Source organism: Bremerella sp. JC817 (genome assembly GCF_040718835.1).
Classification (GTDB): Bacteria; Planctomycetota; Planctomycetia; order Pirellulales; family Pirellulaceae; genus Bremerella.
The window spans coordinates 194,212-210,376 of sequence record NZ_JBFEFG010000268.1; the positions used below are offsets into that span (position 1 = coordinate 194,212).

General features: G+C 55.6%; 13 protein-coding genes. 10 read left to right on the plus strand and 3 right to left on the minus strand.

The window, feature by feature from the left end; translation table 11 throughout:
- Positions 1 to 168: 168 nt before the first annotated feature.
- On the minus strand, positions 169 to 945 hold the full coding sequence (locus tag AB1L30_RS12225; protein ID WP_367013705.1) for a metallophosphoesterase: 777 nt from the start codon (positions 943 to 945) through the stop codon (positions 169 to 171).
- A 500-nt stretch (positions 946 to 1,445) separates the two neighbouring features.
- Here AB1L30_RS12225 and AB1L30_RS12230 point away from each other — a divergent pair, with 500 nt between their 5' ends.
- The 8 genes from AB1L30_RS12230 (at position 1,446) to AB1L30_RS12265 (ending at position 9,452) form a co-directional block, all read left to right on the plus strand.
- On the plus strand, positions 1,446 to 1,778 hold the full coding sequence (locus AB1L30_RS12230; protein WP_367013706.1) for a metalloregulator ArsR/SmtB family transcription factor: 333 nt from the start codon (positions 1,446 to 1,448) through the stop codon (positions 1,776 to 1,778).
- Between the two features lie 102 nt (positions 1,779 to 1,880).
- On the plus strand, positions 1,881 to 2,696 hold the full coding sequence (locus AB1L30_RS12235; protein WP_367013707.1) for a sulfite exporter TauE/SafE family protein: 816 nt from the start codon (positions 1,881 to 1,883) through the stop codon (positions 2,694 to 2,696).
- 17 nt (positions 2,697 to 2,713) lie between these two features.
- Positions 2,714 to 4,132, plus strand: a complete 1,419-nt coding sequence (locus tag AB1L30_RS12240) for a rhodanese-like domain-containing protein (RefSeq protein WP_367013708.1) — start codon at positions 2,714 to 2,716, stop codon at positions 4,130 to 4,132.
- A 45-nt stretch (positions 4,133 to 4,177) separates the two neighbouring features.
- The gene (locus AB1L30_RS12245) at positions 4,178 to 4,936 is read left to right on the plus strand and encodes a DUF1641 domain-containing protein (protein WP_367013709.1); all 759 of its coding nucleotides are present in this window, start codon (positions 4,178 to 4,180) and stop codon (positions 4,934 to 4,936) included.
- Positions 4,937 to 4,945: 9 nt separating this feature from the next.
- A complete protein-coding gene (locus tag AB1L30_RS12250) occupies positions 4,946 to 6,130 on the plus strand; it encodes an FAD/NAD(P)-binding oxidoreductase (protein WP_367013710.1) in 1,185 nt (394 codons plus the stop codon).
- Positions 6,100 to 7,170 (plus strand): DsrE family protein, encoded by a 1,071-nt coding sequence (locus AB1L30_RS12255; protein ID WP_367013711.1) that lies wholly within the window; start codon positions 6,100 to 6,102, stop codon positions 7,168 to 7,170. Before AB1L30_RS12250 ends, AB1L30_RS12255 begins: the two co-directional genes overlap by 31 nt.
- Before the next feature lie 84 nt (positions 7,171 to 7,254).
- Positions 7,255 to 8,889, plus strand: coding sequence for an FAD-dependent oxidoreductase (locus tag AB1L30_RS12260; RefSeq protein WP_367013712.1), 1,635 nt, complete (start codon positions 7,255 to 7,257; stop codon positions 8,887 to 8,889).
- A 134-nt stretch (positions 8,890 to 9,023) separates the two neighbouring features.
- Positions 9,024 to 9,452, plus strand: a complete 429-nt coding sequence (locus AB1L30_RS12265; RefSeq protein ID WP_367013713.1) for a GNAT family N-acetyltransferase — start codon at positions 9,024 to 9,026, stop codon at positions 9,450 to 9,452.
- A gap of 55 nt (positions 9,453 to 9,507) precedes the next feature.
- On the opposite strand, the gene AB1L30_RS12270 is transcribed toward AB1L30_RS12265, so the two are convergent.
- The gene (locus AB1L30_RS12270) at positions 9,508 to 10,518 is read right to left on the minus strand and encodes a LacI family DNA-binding transcriptional regulator (RefSeq protein ID WP_367013714.1); all 1,011 of its coding nucleotides are present in this window, start codon (positions 10,516 to 10,518) and stop codon (positions 9,508 to 9,510) included.
- Positions 10,519 to 11,424: 906 nt separating this feature from the next.
- On the opposite strand from AB1L30_RS12270, the gene AB1L30_RS12275 reads away from it, so the two are divergent.
- Both AB1L30_RS12275 and odhB read left to right on the plus strand, forming a co-directional pair.
- A complete protein-coding gene (locus AB1L30_RS12275) occupies positions 11,425 to 14,280 on the plus strand; it encodes a 2-oxoglutarate dehydrogenase E1 component (RefSeq protein WP_367013715.1) in 2,856 nt (951 codons plus the stop codon).
- An 18-nt stretch (positions 14,281 to 14,298) separates the two neighbouring features.
- A complete protein-coding gene (odhB, locus tag AB1L30_RS12280) occupies positions 14,299 to 15,525 on the plus strand; it encodes a 2-oxoglutarate dehydrogenase complex dihydrolipoyllysine-residue succinyltransferase (RefSeq protein WP_367013716.1) in 1,227 nt (408 codons plus the stop codon).
- Positions 15,526 to 15,612: 87 nt separating this feature from the next.
- On the opposite strand, the gene AB1L30_RS12285 is transcribed toward odhB, so the two are convergent.
- Positions 15,613 to 16,125 carry a general stress protein gene (locus AB1L30_RS12285; protein WP_367013717.1) on the minus strand — a complete coding sequence of 171 codons (513 nt, stop codon included), beginning with the start codon at positions 16,123 to 16,125 and terminating at the stop codon, positions 15,613 to 15,615.
- Positions 16,126 to 16,165 lie beyond the last annotated feature (40 nt).

Here is a 16,165-nt window from a genome sequence, read left to right on the forward strand (position 1 = left end):
GTCAGCTCGAGAGGTAGCAAATTAAAGAATCCTGTGAACAAGACAATGCGGCAACCCACAGACCTATTAAAACCCTAGCATGTCCCATGGCAAAAGTGGGCAATCAGCCAAAAGATGGTCGAACTTCATCGACTTTGAGTGACCTCAATCGACGGACGAAGCGAATCGTTAGGTGAGAGAATATGCCGCTTGTTCGCGTTTCCCTTCGATCTTCAACGATCCATCTTCAAATAGGTTCACCAGGGCATAGCCATTGTTGGACTGACCGCTACCGGTGACGACAGCGCGGATCACGGTGTAATGGATTCCTTGTAGAGACGTATGGAAGTTGGCGTGGCTGTGCCCGCTGAAGACGGCCTGGACCTTCTTGCTATCTACGAGAATCTTGCGAATAGCGGCCGATTGCCCAATCGCGTAGTGGTTGGGGGCATCGAGATCGAGTCGTTGATGAACGAACACAAGGGTTGGCTTGTTGGTCTTCGCGAGATCTTCAGCCAGCCACTTCTGCTGCGAATCTGGGATATTAGTATCGGTCCAGACGAATTTCCCTCGGCCGTACGATTTCCCGTCGCTCGTATAACAGGCATCGAGAATTACAAAGTGAAACTGCCCCACATCAAACGACTGATGAGGAGCTTTCATGCCGGTATGCTGTAGAAATTCTTCCTTCTTCAGCGTGTGTACGCAGTGGTTGCCGAGTACGTAGTGACGCTCTCCCTGGAATCGAGCATAAGCGTCCTCGATCTTCCGAAGGTGCCCGACTTCCTTCTCCAGCGAGTCGGCGGAGTCAATTAGATCGCCCAACTCGATCGCCAGCGGCAGGTTCTGCTGGTTAAAGTAGTCGACCGCTTCGTTCACTTTGCCAAGCGACTCTTGGTAGAAGCGATCTCCGGCGGCGTCTTTTTCGGCATAGTGAATATCGGTGAGCAGTCCGAACCGCAGCATCGGCGAAATCGAGGCATCGGCGAAATCGAGGCATCGGCAGCCAACGACTCGCGAAGGGACAGCCCCATCGCGGCCAACACGACCGCGCCACTTTGCAGGAACGTACGACGATTCGTTTCGTTGACAGACAGTTCGGTGGGCATCGCGCAGATCCTATAACGCTCGTCAGGAAGGGGATATCAGGTTGCAAACGGGATGGTATTCGCTCGATTCTAACACGCGAGAAGTGCTGCAAGCGCCCAACCGAGGCCGTTCCCCAGCCATGGCGAATTTTCATGAAGCCCGCTGGATGCTCGCAGAAAGTTCGGCTAACCGAAATCCGAAAACGATGCCAGTCGACCTTTTGGGTTGTCTCTCTGCCGTTGTTTGCTCTGAATTGGTCGGTAAGGGCAGGGGCGTGCGATAACCTCCCAGCAGCGCGAAATAATACAAGTTGACATCTCGGGAGGTCGCGATATAAAAAGATCATAGGAACACAATACCAAGCAGTAAGACAAGTCATGAGCAAGAATCCACCCAAACCACCTGGAAGTGTCGAGGACTTCGCCGAAGCGGCCGAATGCCTCCGTACGCTGGCCCATCCCGTGCGATTGCGGATCGTGCAGTTGCTGCTCCGGGGAAGGTATACCGTGGGGGAAATGGCTCAGCACTGCGATGTCCCGGACAACGTGGCGTCGGAGCATTTGCGTCTGCTGCAGCGGTGTGGCTTCCTCAAGAGTGAACGCGAAGGTCGATTCGTCTACTACCAGGTCGCCGAACCACACCTTCAGCAACTAATGGCCTGCATCGAAGGGCGATTCCTTCCGTGCGGGGCAAAGTATCGACTGGAATAAGCTCCCTTTTTTTGGCCTAACGTATCGCCACCTGGAGATATGTCGAGGTGATAAGGGAAATCGGCGTGAATTGTCAGAAACGTATTGGATGAAGGCGACGCCATGACCATGGCCCTGGCAATTTTGTTCGGATGCATTGTGGGGTTCGCCCTCGGCTTGACCGGCGGAGGAGGTGGCATCTTTGCGGTCCCGCTGCTGGTTTACGGCTTAGGAGTTCACCCCAGCGAAGCCGTTGGCATCTCGCTGGCCGCGGTTGGTGGCACAGCGATCTCAGGGGCATTGCCTCGATTGCTACGAAATGAAGTCGAACTCCGGACTGGGCTCTTCTTCGCCATCGCCGGCATGCTAGGTGCCCCCATCGGATCGTATCTCTCCAAAAAACTCCCGGGCGACGTCCTGCTGACGCTGTTCGCCTTTCTGATGTTTGTCGTGGCCTACCGCATGTGGCAGAAAGCGAAGCCATCCGCCGGACCGAAACCCGCTTGCGAACCGGATGCCGATCGTTCGGCCTGCCAACGCACTGAAAGCGGCGAGTTGATCCTTACCTCGCGCTGTGCCCGCTTGCTATTGCTGATCGGTTTGGCGACCGGCGTGCTGTCGGGACTGTTTGGCGTCGGCGGTGGATTTGTGATTGTCCCGGCGCTGGTGCTCTTCAGCGGGATGCACATCCATCGCGCGATCGCGACGTCGCTCTTTGTAATTGTTCTGATCAGCGCCAGTGGAGCTTTTTCGCACTTCATCAGTGGCAAGGACTTCCCGGTGATGTTGACGTTGGAATTCCTAGTGGGCGGGTTTCTCGGCATGTGGCTGGGAGGTTTGCTCAGTAAACGCCTCAATGGGGCGACGCTGCAAAAAGTGTTCGCGACGGCAGTGATCCTCGTCGCGCTGTTCGTGATCGTGAAATCAACCCTTCTATAAACGCAAGGACCGTAGCCATGTTACTCAAATACTTTTACGACAAGACGCTCGCCCACGCGTCTTACCTGGTCGGGTGTCAACGGGCGAAAGTGGCGATCGTGGTCGATCCTGGACGTGACGTGCAGCAATATATCGAGACCGCTAAGAGGGAAGGACTCGAAATCACGGCCGTCACCGAGACCCACATTCACGCTGACTACGTTTCTGGTGCTCGTGAGTTGGCCGAACGGATTGGTGCGAAACTCTATCTGTCGGATGAAGGCCCGGCAGAGTGGAAGTACGAATACGCCGCCTCCTACGATCACCAACTGTTGCATAGCGGCGATCACTTCTTGATCGGCAACATTCGCTTCGACGTGCTGCACACCCCAGGCCACACGCCGGAAAGCATTTCGCTTCTGCTCACCGATCAGGGAAGCGGAGCCAACCAGCCGATGGGGATCTTCACCGGCGACTTTGTGTTCGTGAACGCCGTCGGCCGACCTGACCTGCTGGAGAAAGCTGCCGGTCTCGCTGAAACCGCCAAGGCAGGGGCAGTCGAGTTGTTCGCATCGCTCGAATGCTTCGAGCAGTTGCCTGACTACCTTCAAGTGTGGCCTGCCCACGGAGCTGGCAGCGCTTGTGGCAAAGGACTCGGTGCGATTCCTTCGTCCACCGTTGGCTATGAAAAGCTGTTTAACCCGGGCCTGCAGTTCAGCGACGAAGCATCATTCGTCGACTACGTGCTGGCCGATCAACCTGAAGTTCCGCCCTACTTCAAAGAGATGAAGCGGGTCAACAAAGAAGGCCCGCGCGTCCTGGAAGGCGTCGAGCCTCTCGATACGCTTCCAGCAACCTATTTGTCGGCCGCATTGGAGCAAGGCACGCTGCTCGATCTTTCCGCGTCGGCCGCCTTTGGCGAAGCCCACGTGCCAGGCTCGATCAACATACCACTCAAGATGCTCGGCGCCTGGGGAGGCTGGTTGGTCGACTACAGCGGTCCGGTTTATTTGATCGGAACGCCTGACGAGGTCGATCAGGCAAACAAGCTTCTGCTGCAGATTGGCGTCGAAGACATTCGCGGCTATTTCCAGCGTGAAGATCTTTCAACGGCGATGACCGAAGCGTACCAAACAGTCGATGCCGTCAAGCTCTCGAAACTTCTTTCGGAGGAAGCGGTCGAACTGATCGACGTTCGTTCGCTTGAAGAATGGAATGCAGGTCATATTGCCGCCGCCAGCCATCACTTTCTGGGCCGACTGCCGGAGACGATCTCTTCGATCAACAGCGATCGCCCCGTGGTGGTGAACTGCCGCAGCGGTGCTCGCTCGGCGATTGCTGTCAGTGTGCTTCAAGCGGCTGGAATTAAAAACGCAATCAATCTGGAAGGTGGCATCTTGGCCTGGAACGGGGCGTCTTTGCCGACAGTGACCGCCGATGCTGTTTCGTCGAACTAATGTCCCGAGGCGGCCGCGCTTCCCAAGTTGTAAATGAGTAGACCCATGAGCGAAGTTGAAACCAGCGAGCGTTCGATGTCGATCACCGATCGATTGAACGATCCGCAGACGCAGGCGATGTTGCATCGCTTGCTCGACAAGGCGGAGCAGCTCGATCAAATGCTCGAGGTCGCCGGTGAGATCCCAAATCTCATCGCGATCGCGACCGATGTGTTTGACGAGATGGCCCAAAAAGCGAAGGAAGACGGAATCGATCTTCAGGCCCGTGCCGGACAATTGCTGGCGTTGTTCAAGAAGGCAACTGAGCCTCAGAACATCCAGGCACTGAGTACCCTGGTCGATCATCTGCCGCAGCTGGAAAAGGCAGCGGAGATGAGTGACGAGCTGCCGAACCTGGTGGCAATTGCGACCGATGTCTTCGACGAGTGGGCCGCTGACCTCAAAAAGCAAGGCATCAATCTTGAACAGAGTCTTCGCAACGGTATTCAGGCGGCTCTTTACTTGGGCGGTCAGATCCGACGCGAAGAACTGGACCGGCTCGGTTACCTGTTGAAATCGGATGTGCTGAGCGAGTTCTCTGTCGAAACAGTCAGCCTGGCAGGCAGTGCGCTTTCAAGTTGCCGACAAGGAAGCTGCGAACATCCGGTTCCCAAGCGACTCGGCTTGTTCGGGCTGCTCGGAGCTTCGCAAGATCCGAGCACGCAACGAGCACTCGCCTTCGCGGTCCAGTTCGCCAAGTGTTTCGGCTCGCTGCTGGAAGAACGGCATCCCAATTCCCCCTCGAATCCATCCAACAAAGTCTAGGCGAATACCATGAGTCATCATCAAATTCTTATCGTGGGCGGTGGAACGGCTGGGATCACGGTCGCCGCTCGCTTGCGGAAGGCAGATCCTTCACTCGACATCGCGGTGATCGAACCCTCGGAAAAGCATTATTATCAGCCACTCTGGACGCTTGTGGGTGGTGGAATCTTCAAGCCTGGAGATTCGGCTCGAAACGAAGTCGATGTGATGCCGCGGGGTGTGAAGTGGATTCAAGATGCCGTGGCGAACTTCTCCCCGGCCGAGAAACAACTGACGACACGTAACGGCGAAACGATTGCGTACGAATACCTCGTTGTTTGTCCCGGAATTCAAATCAACTGGGACAAGATCAAAGGCTTGAAAGAGGCTGTCGGTCACGACGGTGTCTGTAGTAACTATTCGATCCAGACGGTTGGAAGTACTTGGAAGTTCATTCAGACGCTCAAAGAAGGTACCGCTCTATTCACGCAGCCTGCCGGGGCAGTGAAGTGTGGCGGCGCGCCGCAAAAGATCTGCTACCTGGCGGAAGACTACTTTCGTCAGGCAGGCGTGCGAGATCGCATCAACGTCATCTTTACCGCGGCCGGGCCACGCCTTTTCGCCGTGGATGAATATCGCAAAGAGCTCGAGAAAGTCGCCGCTAGAAAGGGTGTGGATACACGCTTTCTTCACAACCTGGTCGAAGTTCGGGCAAAGTCGAAAGAAGCCATCTACCAGCACATGGATACCAACGAAGAGATGGTCATCCAGTACGACATGATCCACGTCACGCCGCCGATGAGTGCCCCTGACTTCGTTGCGAATAGCCCCCTGGCCAGCGAAGCAGGCTGGGTCGATGTCGATAAGCACTCGCTGCAGCATATCCGCTTCGCGAATGTCTTTTCGCTCGGTGATGCTTCGAGCCTGCCAACATCAAAGACCGGGGCGGCCATTCGGAAGCAAGCCCCGGTGTTGGTGAAGAATCTGCTGGCCGAGATGGCCAGTCAGCCGCTCACCGGTCGCTACGACGGCTATACGTCGTGCCCAGTGGTGACCGGATACGATTCGCTGATCCTGGCTGAGTTCGACTATAGCGGCAAACCAGCTGAAACGTTTCCATTCGATCAAGGGAAAGAACGGTTCAGCATGCTGATGCTGAAGAAGTTCGGGCTGCCTGCTCTGTATTGGTACGGCATGCTGAAAGGTCGCGCTTAGTTGACTTCCAACTGAACCATTTTCAATCGGGTAAGGAGATCGCCATGAGTCGCCCTATTTTGTCGATGTTGGTAATGATGATGTTCATCACGCCCACGGTTGTCTCCGCCCAGATGGGAAGGGGAAGAGGGGGCGGGGGAGACGCACGTTTCCGCGAAGATCGGGAGGTGTTCCATTACCTTCTGGAGAATCACGTCAAGATTCGTCGTACAGTTACGAAACTTCCCAACGGCGTATCGACGGTGACCGAATCGGACGATCCAAATGTCGTTCCCAAAATCCAGGAGCATGTTCACTGGATGAAGGAACGGGTGGAGAAAAACGAACCGATTCGTAATCGCGATCCGCTCTTTGCAGAGCTGTTTCGCCATGCCGACAAGATTGAAATGAAAGTCGAGCAGACAGAGAAGGGGGTGAAGGTCACCGAGACCTCAAATGATCCCAAGGTCGCCAAGTTAATCCAAGCCCATGCGGAAGTCGTTTCTGGATTCGTCGCTAAGGGATTTGACGAAGCACAACGTTCGCATCCTGTTCCGAACTCTGATGCGGTCGATGCCAAGCCAAGCGAGATGCTCTTCCCGAAAATTGAAGGGCATGGCGGGGTCGTGCCACTTCCTACGGCGGCGCATCAACCACGTTCCGGTAGCAAGGTGCTGGTTGATATTACCTCGGGAGGCGATCCGGCAAAGGTTTACCCTGCGATCGAGAAAGTCGCTCGATACGTGAACATCATGGCAGGGGCGGGCAAGGAACCAGCGACTGCTAGTATTGCGCTGGTATTTCATGGCGAGGCAACCTTGGCGGTGCTTAATGACGAGGCCTATGCCGCGCAGTTTCAAACCAAGCAGAATCCAAACCTTCCATTACTGCGGGCCTTGCACGAAGAAGGCGTCGCGATGTTCGTCTGTGGACAATCGCTCGCCGGCAAAGGCAAATCTGGTGAGCAAGTCGTCATGTTTGTCGATACGGCGGTGTCCGCATTCACTGCCAGTATCAACTTGCAATCGGATGGCTATGCGTACGTTCCACTTTCCCAATAAGGAGTCGTTTATCGGCGCCTTTTGCGTCGATATCATAGGCAGAAAGCCATCAGGTTACCACGCAGGATGGAAAGGGGAGACATCATGAAAATCGTCATCATCGGTGGAGTCGCCGGCGGTGCCTCGGCGGCTGCTCGAGCTCGGCGTTTAGGAGAGAGTGCAGAGATTGTCGTCCTGGAAAAAGGGGACTATCCTTCCTTCGCCAATTGCGGATTGCCTTACTACGTTGGCGGCGAGATCGAGAAACGCGAGAAGTTGCTCGTCGCGCCGATCGACATGCTGCGGCAGCGGCATCGCCTCGACGTTCGTGTTCGCTCGGAAGCGATCAAGATCGATCGTACGGTCAAGAAGGTGACTGTTCGTGACTTGAACGCAGGGACAGAGTACGACGAATCGTACGACAAGCTGGTCATTGCCACGGGCGCTTCCCCGTTCCGGCCACCAATTCCAGGGATTCAAAGCGATAAGGTCGTTGCACTGCGTGATCTAAACGACGCCGACCGCATGCGCGAGTTGGCAACCTCGGGGGCGAAGCGAGCGGTGATTGTCGGTGCCGGCTTCATCGGTATCGAAGTTGCCGAAAACCTGGCTCGTCGCGGCCTGCAGGTCACTCTGGTCGAGCTGGCCGACCAGATTCTGCCCCCCTGGGACCGTGAGATGGTCCTTCCGCTAGAGAAGCACCTAAAGCAGGAAGGTGTCGAGCTGAAGTTGGGAAGTTCCGCGAAAGAGTTCGATTCGACAGGCAAGTCGCTCCTGGTGACGCTGAACGATGGGTCAAAGGTCGAAGCGGACTTCGGCGTTGTGTGCATCGGTGTTCGCCCTGACAGTAAACTGGCAGCCGATGCAGGCATCGAATGTGGGCCGCGCGGGGGAATTCTGGTCAGCAGCAATATGCAAACCAACGACCCCGATATCTACGCAGTAGGCGACGTCGTCCAGACCATCTGCTCGACGACAGGCGATCCGACGCAAATTCCGTTGGCCGGGCCTGCCAATCGGCAGGGACGCATCGCCAGCGATCACATCTTCGGCCGCGAATCGACCTACCGTGGAACCCAGGGAACCGCCGTCGTCGGTGTGTTCGGCAAAACGGCGGCCATGACCGGCCTTAGCGAGAAGGTTCTGCGAAGCAAAAACATCACGTACGAAAAGATCTACCTGCACCCGACCGATCACGCCGGATACTTTCCCGGTGCCCAGGGGATGTTCTTCAAACTGCTGTTCGCGCCCGACAGTGGCAAGATCTTAGGAGCCCAAGCGGTCGGAACCAGCGGCGTCGATAAGCGGATCGATGTGATCGCCATGGCCATGCAGGCACATCTCTCCGTTTTCGATCTGGAAGAAGCAGAACTTTGCTACGCCCCGCAGTATGGCCATGCAAAGGATCCGGTCAACATGGCGGGCTTCATTGCCTCAGGCGTCGTTCGGGGAGATCAGCCGATTATCCACGCAGACCAGCTGGCTGGCCGTTCCGATCTGATGCTGATCGACGTCCGGACGACCGGTGAGTTCTCGCAAGGAGCCATTCCGGGTGCCAAGAACATCCCGGTCGAGCTCCTGCGTGAGCATCTGGCCGAGATTCCCGATGGGCAAAAGGTGGCCGCTTACTGTGCCGTGGGACAGCGGGGCTACCTGGCGACACGCATTCTGCTTCAAAACGGGATCGACGCGGTCAACGTGAGCGGAGGCTATCGCCGCTGGGCGATCGAATTTACCTAGTCCGCGTTTGCATTGCCTAACAAATCGGAAGCCGTGTATAGGAGCTCCGATTCTCAGTGAGAAATCGTTGTCGGAAGCAATACTCTCGTAATCTGAACCATTGGGTGAACCCATATGCGTTAGGTCGCTCTTAGATGGATATGGTTCAAATACGCCCGGCCGATCCGAACGACAATATTCAGCTTCAACGGCTGTTTGAAGATGTCATGTTCGGCGCGACCTTTCCGCCGCCCGAAACGGGACACGTAACAGACTTCGGTCAGGCCACCGAAGGGGAGAAGATCTTCGTGGCTCAAGCTGCGGATGGAGCGATTGTAGGAATCGTGACGATCTGGGAGCCTGATTCCTTTATCCATTACCTGCTGGTCGCGGGGGATTGGCAACGGCAAGGAATCGGAACCCGCCTGCTGGAGTCGCTCGAAGCCTGGCTTCCCTTACCCTGGAAGCTGAAATGCGAGGTCAGCAATCGTCGAGCACTAGCGTTCTATCGCGCGCTCGGATGGACAAAAATCGAAACAGGGACCGGAGAATCGGGTCCCTATTTTCTACTGCTTCGCGAATGACGGTTGACTTGGCTGACTGTGTCGACCAAGTGTCCAAATGAACCGCAAATTGTTGTTAAGAAGTGTGACGAATTCTAAGCTTCGTCGGGATCAGCAGTTCCGAGGGCATGTCGGCCTTTTCGGACTGGATCACGCTGATAGCCGCCTTCAATAATCCCGGCAAATCATGAGCAACGGTGGTGAGGGGGGGATCGAGCAGGGAAGAGAACTGCAGGTCGTGCCAGCCGACCACCGCGACATCGTCCGGAACCGAAATATTCAGCCGGCGAAGCGAGCGGCAGACAGCCACCGCATTGAAGTCTGTATCGCACAGAATCACGTCGCCGCCAACCTTCTTTACCAGGCGTTCGACAATCTCGTCGAAGCGCGGGTACGTGGTCGGATCGTTGACCAGCCAGCCCTTGGTGTCCACCACGATTTGCTCCTCGGTGAGCTCCATGTTGTGCTCAGCCAAGGCATCGCGGTAGGCTTGAATTCGGTCGAGAATCGACAAAGTTTCGCGTTGTTCTGTTAGCAGCGTAACCTTCTTGCGGCCTGAAGATACGAGGTGTTCGATCGTCTCGAAGGCCCCGGTTCGGACGTCGCTGATCACGCGGCAAACATCGCTGCCGCCCACGTCTTCCAGCACAGAAAGCACATTCTGGCGTCCGCCAAGCAGCTTCTGAACGTCATCCCACTGGTCGTCATTTTCATGGGCCAGGTACATCACCCCATCGACCCAACCGGCATCCAGGTCTTGGACCAGGCGTTCTAAGCCGTCCAGGGCAGGGTACGAGCCTGCGGTCAGCAAACGCAAGCCATGCCCTTCGGCCTGACTTTGCAGTTCGGCAATGACTTTTTGGGTCAAGAAGTTCCGGGTCTCCCGGACAACCACGGCCAAGACATTGCTCTTTTTGCCCGCCAATTGCTGGGCAGCAATGTTTGGACGATAGCCAAGTTCTTTAGCCGCTTTGCGGATCGCTTCGGCTGTTTCTTCTGAAACGCGAATACGTCCGTTCCCGGTTCCCATCAATACCGCAGAGGCAGCCATTCGCGATACGCCAGCCATTTCAGCGACGTCTTTCATGCGGACTGCAGTTCGGCCAGCCTTTTTCGCCATTGTTCTTTCTGTTGTTGCTTACCGGTCGGTGGTTCTTCGAAGGGTATCGTGGGGTTGTCTGAAGTTTTGGCCCATTCTTATCCAAAATCTTCAATATCAGCAAGGAAAAGCTACAAAAAGGCCTGACATGTTGATTGCTTTTCGATGTCGATGCTCCCGCAGCTGGCTGCGCGACAGATAAGACCAGTATATCTGTGGTCGCAGAAGGCTGGTGTGTTGTGAGGAAAGGGCTACGCAAGCGAAGGCAAGTTGACTCTGGGAAAGCAGCGTTAAAATTCTCACCAGTTCAGCAAACCTTCCTTTAGCCAAGGTTGTTTCAACCCGGCCCTCCTTCGATCGTTCCGCCCGACGCCTGGGTCGAGACCCAGCCAATTATGGTGGGGCGCTGCCATGGCCTGCCAGCCGGTGTTGCAATTATGACCGGTTGATTAACCATTTTGAGCAAAATCGATTCACCCGGCAGAATTGAAATAGACGATTAGGTTGGCGCGTTGTACGCTAATGCGTTTTTATTGCGGCAGAAATCCTAATTGATGGATTTCTCATTCTCGAAACTTAATTAGGTCCAACCTTCATCAATTAGTGGTAAGGCTCCCCGAACAAGGATGCGGGGTAACCCCAAGATGAATCCCTCCATGGCACTTTCTGGCAGGACCTCTCAACTCGATCCGAGTGTACGTTCGCATGTCCCGACCCAGGCAGGAACAGGTTTGGTTCGTTTCCATGGCATTCGATTTTTCGAAATGTGGGAAATCTTTGTAAGGTCACGGTTTGCAACCCCCGACATCCCTTTGCTCCGCGACGAAAACGCGTAAAACTAGTAGGTAAAGAGGCATCGCGACGAAAATGATCTCAGAAAGTTCTCCGAGGCAGATGAGTGCCGAACCAGCGGAAGAGCTCGACTTAGCCTGTTATAACGCCAGCTACGTCGAACAGCTCCTGCAAAAATACCTGGACGATCGCAACGACGTTCCCGAAAACTGGCGCGACTACTTCGATCGGCAAGCCGCCGAAAACGGGATCGCTGCCAGCGAGCTCGGATCGAAGGGTCCTTCGTTCCAACCTCGCAGCATCTTCCGCGAGTCGGGTGGTGGCGACAGTGGACCGGTTGGTGGAACGACTGGCAACGTCAAGCTCCAGAAGACGCAGTACCGCTCCGATCAACTTGTCCATGCCTACCGCTCTCGTGGGCACTACAACGCCAAGCTCGACCCGCTGAAGCTTAACAAGCAGGTCCGCACCCCGCTGTCGCTCGAATCGTTCGGGTTGTCCCGGTCCGATCTCGACGAACGGGTCTATTACACTAACGGCGACCAGATCGAACAGATTCCGCTTCGCGACCTGGTCAAACGACTCGAGGATCTCTACTGCAGCCATATCGGTTACCAGTTCACCCACATCGATGAATTGGAAGTCCAGCAGTGGATTATTGATCGCATTGAACGGCAGTCGCACATTAAAGAGCTTTCGAACGGGGTTCAGAAGCAGATCCTGCAACGACTGACTGAAGCGACCGTCTTCGAGGAATTCGTTCGTAAAAAGTATGTCGGTGCCAAGACGTTCTCGTTGTTTGGCTCGGAAATGCTGATTCCGATGCTCGATCTTCTGATTGATCGGGCCGCGTCGAATCACGTTCGCGAAGTCGTGCTCGGGATGCCTCACCGTGGCCGCTTGAATGTGCTGACCAACATCATCGGTCAGCCACCACGCGAACTCTTCGCCCAGTTCAACGATGTTGACTTCCACCAGTTCATTGGTGGTGGCGACGTGAAATACCACTTGGGCAATAGCGTCGACAAAATGACTTCGTCCGGAAACGAAGTCCACTTGTCGTTGTCGTTCAACCCGAGCCACCTCGAGTTCATCAATACCGTGGTGTTGGGCCGTTTGCGAGCCAAGCAGGACCGCACCGGCGATATGAACCGCCGCAAGGGGATGGCTGTTCTGATCCATGGCGACGCCGCGTTCATTGGCGAAGGGATCGTGCAGGAAACGTTGAACCTGAGCCAATTAGATGGCTATAAGGTTGGCGGAACGGTCCACGTGATTGTGAATAACCAGATTGGTTTCACCACGTCGGTTGATGACTCGCGAAGTACCCGCTATTGCACCGACATTGCCCGGATGCTGCAGATTCCGATCTTCCACGTCAATGGCGACGATCCTGAAGCCGTGGCGGATGTGGTCTCGATGGCGATGGACTTCCGCGAAACCTTCCAGCGTGACGTGATTATCGACCTGGTCTGCTACCGCCGATTGGGCCACAACGAAGCGGACGAACCAAGCTTCACCCAGCCACTGATGTACAAGGCGATCGACAAGCAGCCGCCCATTCGCGACAGCTACCTGGAACGCCTGATCAATCAGAAGCGGATCACGGTCGAAGAAGCCAACAAGATGACGGACGACTATCAGGAATTCCTGAAAGGCGAATACGACATCGCTCAAGAGATGAAAGAGCGTTCGCTTCGTCGTCCTGAAGGGGTCTGGGAAGAGTTCGACGGCGGTCTGGAGCCATCTTCGGACGATGCTGACCCGGATCACGATCCCGCAGACGAATGTCCAGAAACGCGGATTTCAGTCGAGCGTTCCGGGGAAATCCTGCGAATGCTGGCGACGGTGCCGGAAGATTTCCACCGCAATCGCAAGCTGACGCGTATTGCCGATCAGCGTAAGGAAATGGCCAACGGCGAGCGTTTGCTCGACTGGGCCGCTGCCGAAGCTTTGGCTTTCGCAACGCTGTCGATGGAAGGGCATCGCGTCCGGCTGTCTGGTCAGGACTGCCAGCGTGGTACGTTCAACCAGCGTCATTCGGTGCTGCACGACATCAACAACGGGCAAGAGCACAGCATCTTCTCGAACCTGTCGACCAAGCAGGCCCCAGTCGAAATCGTCAACAGCCCGCTCAGCGAAGCTGGTGTGTTGGGCTTCGATTATGGCTATAGCTTGGACTACCCCAATGCCTTGGTCGCTTGGGAAGCTCAGTTCGGCGACTTCAGCAATGCCGCCCAGGTCATCATCGACCAGTTCATGGCAAGTGCGGAAGACAAGTGGCGTCGACTGAGTGGTCTGGTTCTGTTGCTTCCACATGGTTACGAAGGTCAGGGTCCGGAACACTCCAGTGCCCGACTTGAACGATTCCTGTGGTTGGCTGCGGAAGACAACATTCAGGTCGCCATTCCAACGACGCCGGCTCAGTACTTCCATGTGCTGCGTCGCCAGATGAAGCGTTCGTGGAAGAAGCCGCTCATTCTGTTCACGCCGAAGAGCCTCTTGCGACATCCGGCTGCGGTTTCGTCGCTGGAAGAACTGGCGACCAACAAGTTCGAGCGAATCATCAAAGATACGCGTGAGAACCCGGAAACGACTTCTCGCGTAATCATGTGCAGCGGCAAGGTCTATTACGACCTGGCTCATTACCGCGAAGAGCACCATCGTCACGATGTGGCGATCATTCGTGTCGAGCAGCCATATCCGCTCAAGAATCAAACGGTTCAAGCCGTTCTCGATCAATACCAGGACGGCGTTCCGCTGTATTGGGTCCAGGAAGAACCCGACAATATGGGCGTCTGGCCTTATTGGAAATTACGTTACGGGCATCGTATGTTCGAGCGATTCCCTCTTTCCGTCATCGCCCGGGAGACATCTTCCAGCCCGGCAACCGGATCCAAAGCGGCTCACGAGTACGAGCAGCAACAACTACTCGAACGAGCCTTTAACGACACCTAGAAAGGACAGCTGCGGAAGATGACCATCGAATTGAAAGTGCCCGAATCGGGCGAGTCGATTCAGGAAGTGCAAATCCTGAAGTGGCTGAAGAGCGAGGGGGACGACGTCCAAGAAGACGAAGACGTCGTTGAGTTGGAAACCGACAAGGCTTCCATGGACTTGGCCGCCCCTGCAAATTGCACCCTGCAGAAGATCCTGAAGCAAGAGGGAGAAATCGTCTCGGTTGGCGAGGTGATTGCCCTGTTTGAAGAGGGAGGCGGTAAAGCCAAGCCAGCCGCCAAGGCTGCAAAAGCAGAAAAGAACGACAAAAAGAAGAAGGCCGAAGAACCAAAGGCTGCCGCAGCACCTGCTGCCCCGGCTCCTGCTGCTGGTTCCGGCGACATCCAGGCTACGCCATCGGGTCGTCGTGAACTGCTGAAGCACGGTTTGTCGGCTTCCGATGTCGCACCAAGCGGCAAGACGGTTCGTCGCGAAGACGTCGAAAAGTACGTCCAGTCGATCGCCAGCCGTCCTACCGGTGGCAGCGAAACGCGTAGCGAATCGGAAATGGAAGAAGTCGTTCCGATGAGCCTGATTCGTCGACGCATTGCTTCCAAGCTGGTCGAAGCCCAGCAGAAGGCTGCCTTGCTGACGACCTTCAATCAGGTCGATATGTCGTACGTGATGGACCTTCGTAAGCGTCACGGCGAATCGTTCCAGAAGCGTTATGGCGTGAAGCTTGGCTTCATGTCGTTCTTCACCAAGGCGTTGATCGACGCCCTGAAGGCGCATCCGGAATTGAACGCCGAAATTCGTGACGAAACGAACATCGTTTATCGCAATTACTTCCACATTGGTATCGCCGTCGGTTCCGGTAAGGGCCTCGTCGTTCCGGTACTGAAGTTTGCGGAACGCATGAGCTTCGCTGAAATCGAACAGGCCATCCAGGAATTCGCTGGCCGTGCCAAAAACAGCCAGTTGAAGCCTGAAGATCTTGCCGGTGGTACTTTCACCATCAGCAACGGTGGCGTTTACGGTTCGATGCTGTCGACCCCGATTGTTAACCCACCGCAAAGTGGTGTGCTTGGTATGCACGCGATTGAAGAACGTCCAGTGGCCGTCAACGGTCAGGTCGTGATTCGTCCGATGATGTACCTGGCGTTGACCTACGATCACCGGATTGTCGACGGTCGTGAAGCCGTGACCTTCCTGAAACGCATCAAGGAAGCGATCGAAGAACCTTCGCGAATGCTGATCGAAGCCTAATTGGCTCGCGATCCAATCAGAAAAACACAAAGGGCCAGGTCGAATTCGCCCTGGCTCTTTTCGTGCGCTCGAACGTGGATGTTTCGTTTACGGTTCCACACTATCGGCGCTGTCTCGAGCGTGCAAAGTCACCGACTTGGCTGGCGTTTCATCGAGGATCTGTTTCGCATAGTCGACGTCGAAGGGATCGCCGTTGGCGACCACCAGGAACGATCCCTGTCGGACCGCGTCTTCGTACTCAGCTACATGGTCTTCGTGCACGCCCCAGCCCATCATCGACCCAAGAAGGCCGCCCACAATCGCCCCCGTGATTCCTACCGCCAATGGGCCGGCGATCAGCATCAGGCCGAAGCCTGGAATCGTTAATAGCGGGGCAGCCATGAAGAAGCCAACCAACCCCCCCACGCCTGCTCCCATTACCGCATCGCGTTCTGATTCGTCGCCATACTGCAGGTTTTCGGTCGTCGGGAGATCTTGATGGACGCTATTTGCCACCAGCGAGACCTGCTCTGACGGAAACTTGCTCTGATCGAGCTTATGGACGGCCTCTTGGGCGGCCGTGAAATCGTCGTAGATTGCGACTACGCATTGATTCGACATATCGAAGATCCTCCTGTTTCAATTCTAGAGCGAACTTGCG

What these genes read in the sequence shown, in the direction of transcription:
- AB1L30_RS12225 (WP_367013705.1), bottom strand. Translation starts at nt 945, where the DNA reads ATGCTGCGGTTCGGACTGCTCACCGATATTCACTATGCCGAAAAAGAC.
- AB1L30_RS12230 (WP_367013706.1), top strand. Translation starts at nt 1,446, where the DNA reads ATGAGCAAGAATCCACCCAAACCACCTGGAAGTGTCGAGGACTTCGCC.
- AB1L30_RS12235 (WP_367013707.1), top strand. Translation starts at nt 1,881, where the DNA reads ATGACCATGGCCCTGGCAATTTTGTTCGGATGCATTGTGGGGTTCGCC.
- AB1L30_RS12240 (WP_367013708.1), top strand. Translation starts at nt 2,714, where the DNA reads ATGTTACTCAAATACTTTTACGACAAGACGCTCGCCCACGCGTCTTAC.
- AB1L30_RS12245 (WP_367013709.1), top strand. Translation starts at nt 4,178, where the DNA reads ATGAGCGAAGTTGAAACCAGCGAGCGTTCGATGTCGATCACCGATCGA.
- AB1L30_RS12250 (WP_367013710.1), top strand. Translation starts at nt 4,946, where the DNA reads ATGAGTCATCATCAAATTCTTATCGTGGGCGGTGGAACGGCTGGGATC.
- AB1L30_RS12260 (WP_367013712.1), top strand. Translation starts at nt 7,255, where the DNA reads ATGAAAATCGTCATCATCGGTGGAGTCGCCGGCGGTGCCTCGGCGGCT.
- AB1L30_RS12265 (WP_367013713.1), top strand. Translation starts at nt 9,024, where the DNA reads ATGGATATGGTTCAAATACGCCCGGCCGATCCGAACGACAATATTCAG.
- AB1L30_RS12270 (WP_367013714.1), bottom strand. Translation starts at nt 10,518, where the DNA reads ATGAAAGACGTCGCTGAAATGGCTGGCGTATCGCGAATGGCTGCCTCT.
- AB1L30_RS12275 (WP_367013715.1), top strand. Translation starts at nt 11,425, where the DNA reads ATGAGTGCCGAACCAGCGGAAGAGCTCGACTTAGCCTGTTATAACGCC.
- odhB (WP_367013716.1), top strand. Translation starts at nt 14,299, where the DNA reads ATGACCATCGAATTGAAAGTGCCCGAATCGGGCGAGTCGATTCAGGAA.
- AB1L30_RS12285 (WP_367013717.1), bottom strand. Translation starts at nt 16,125, where the DNA reads ATGTCGAATCAATGCGTAGTCGCAATCTACGACGATTTCACGGCCGCC.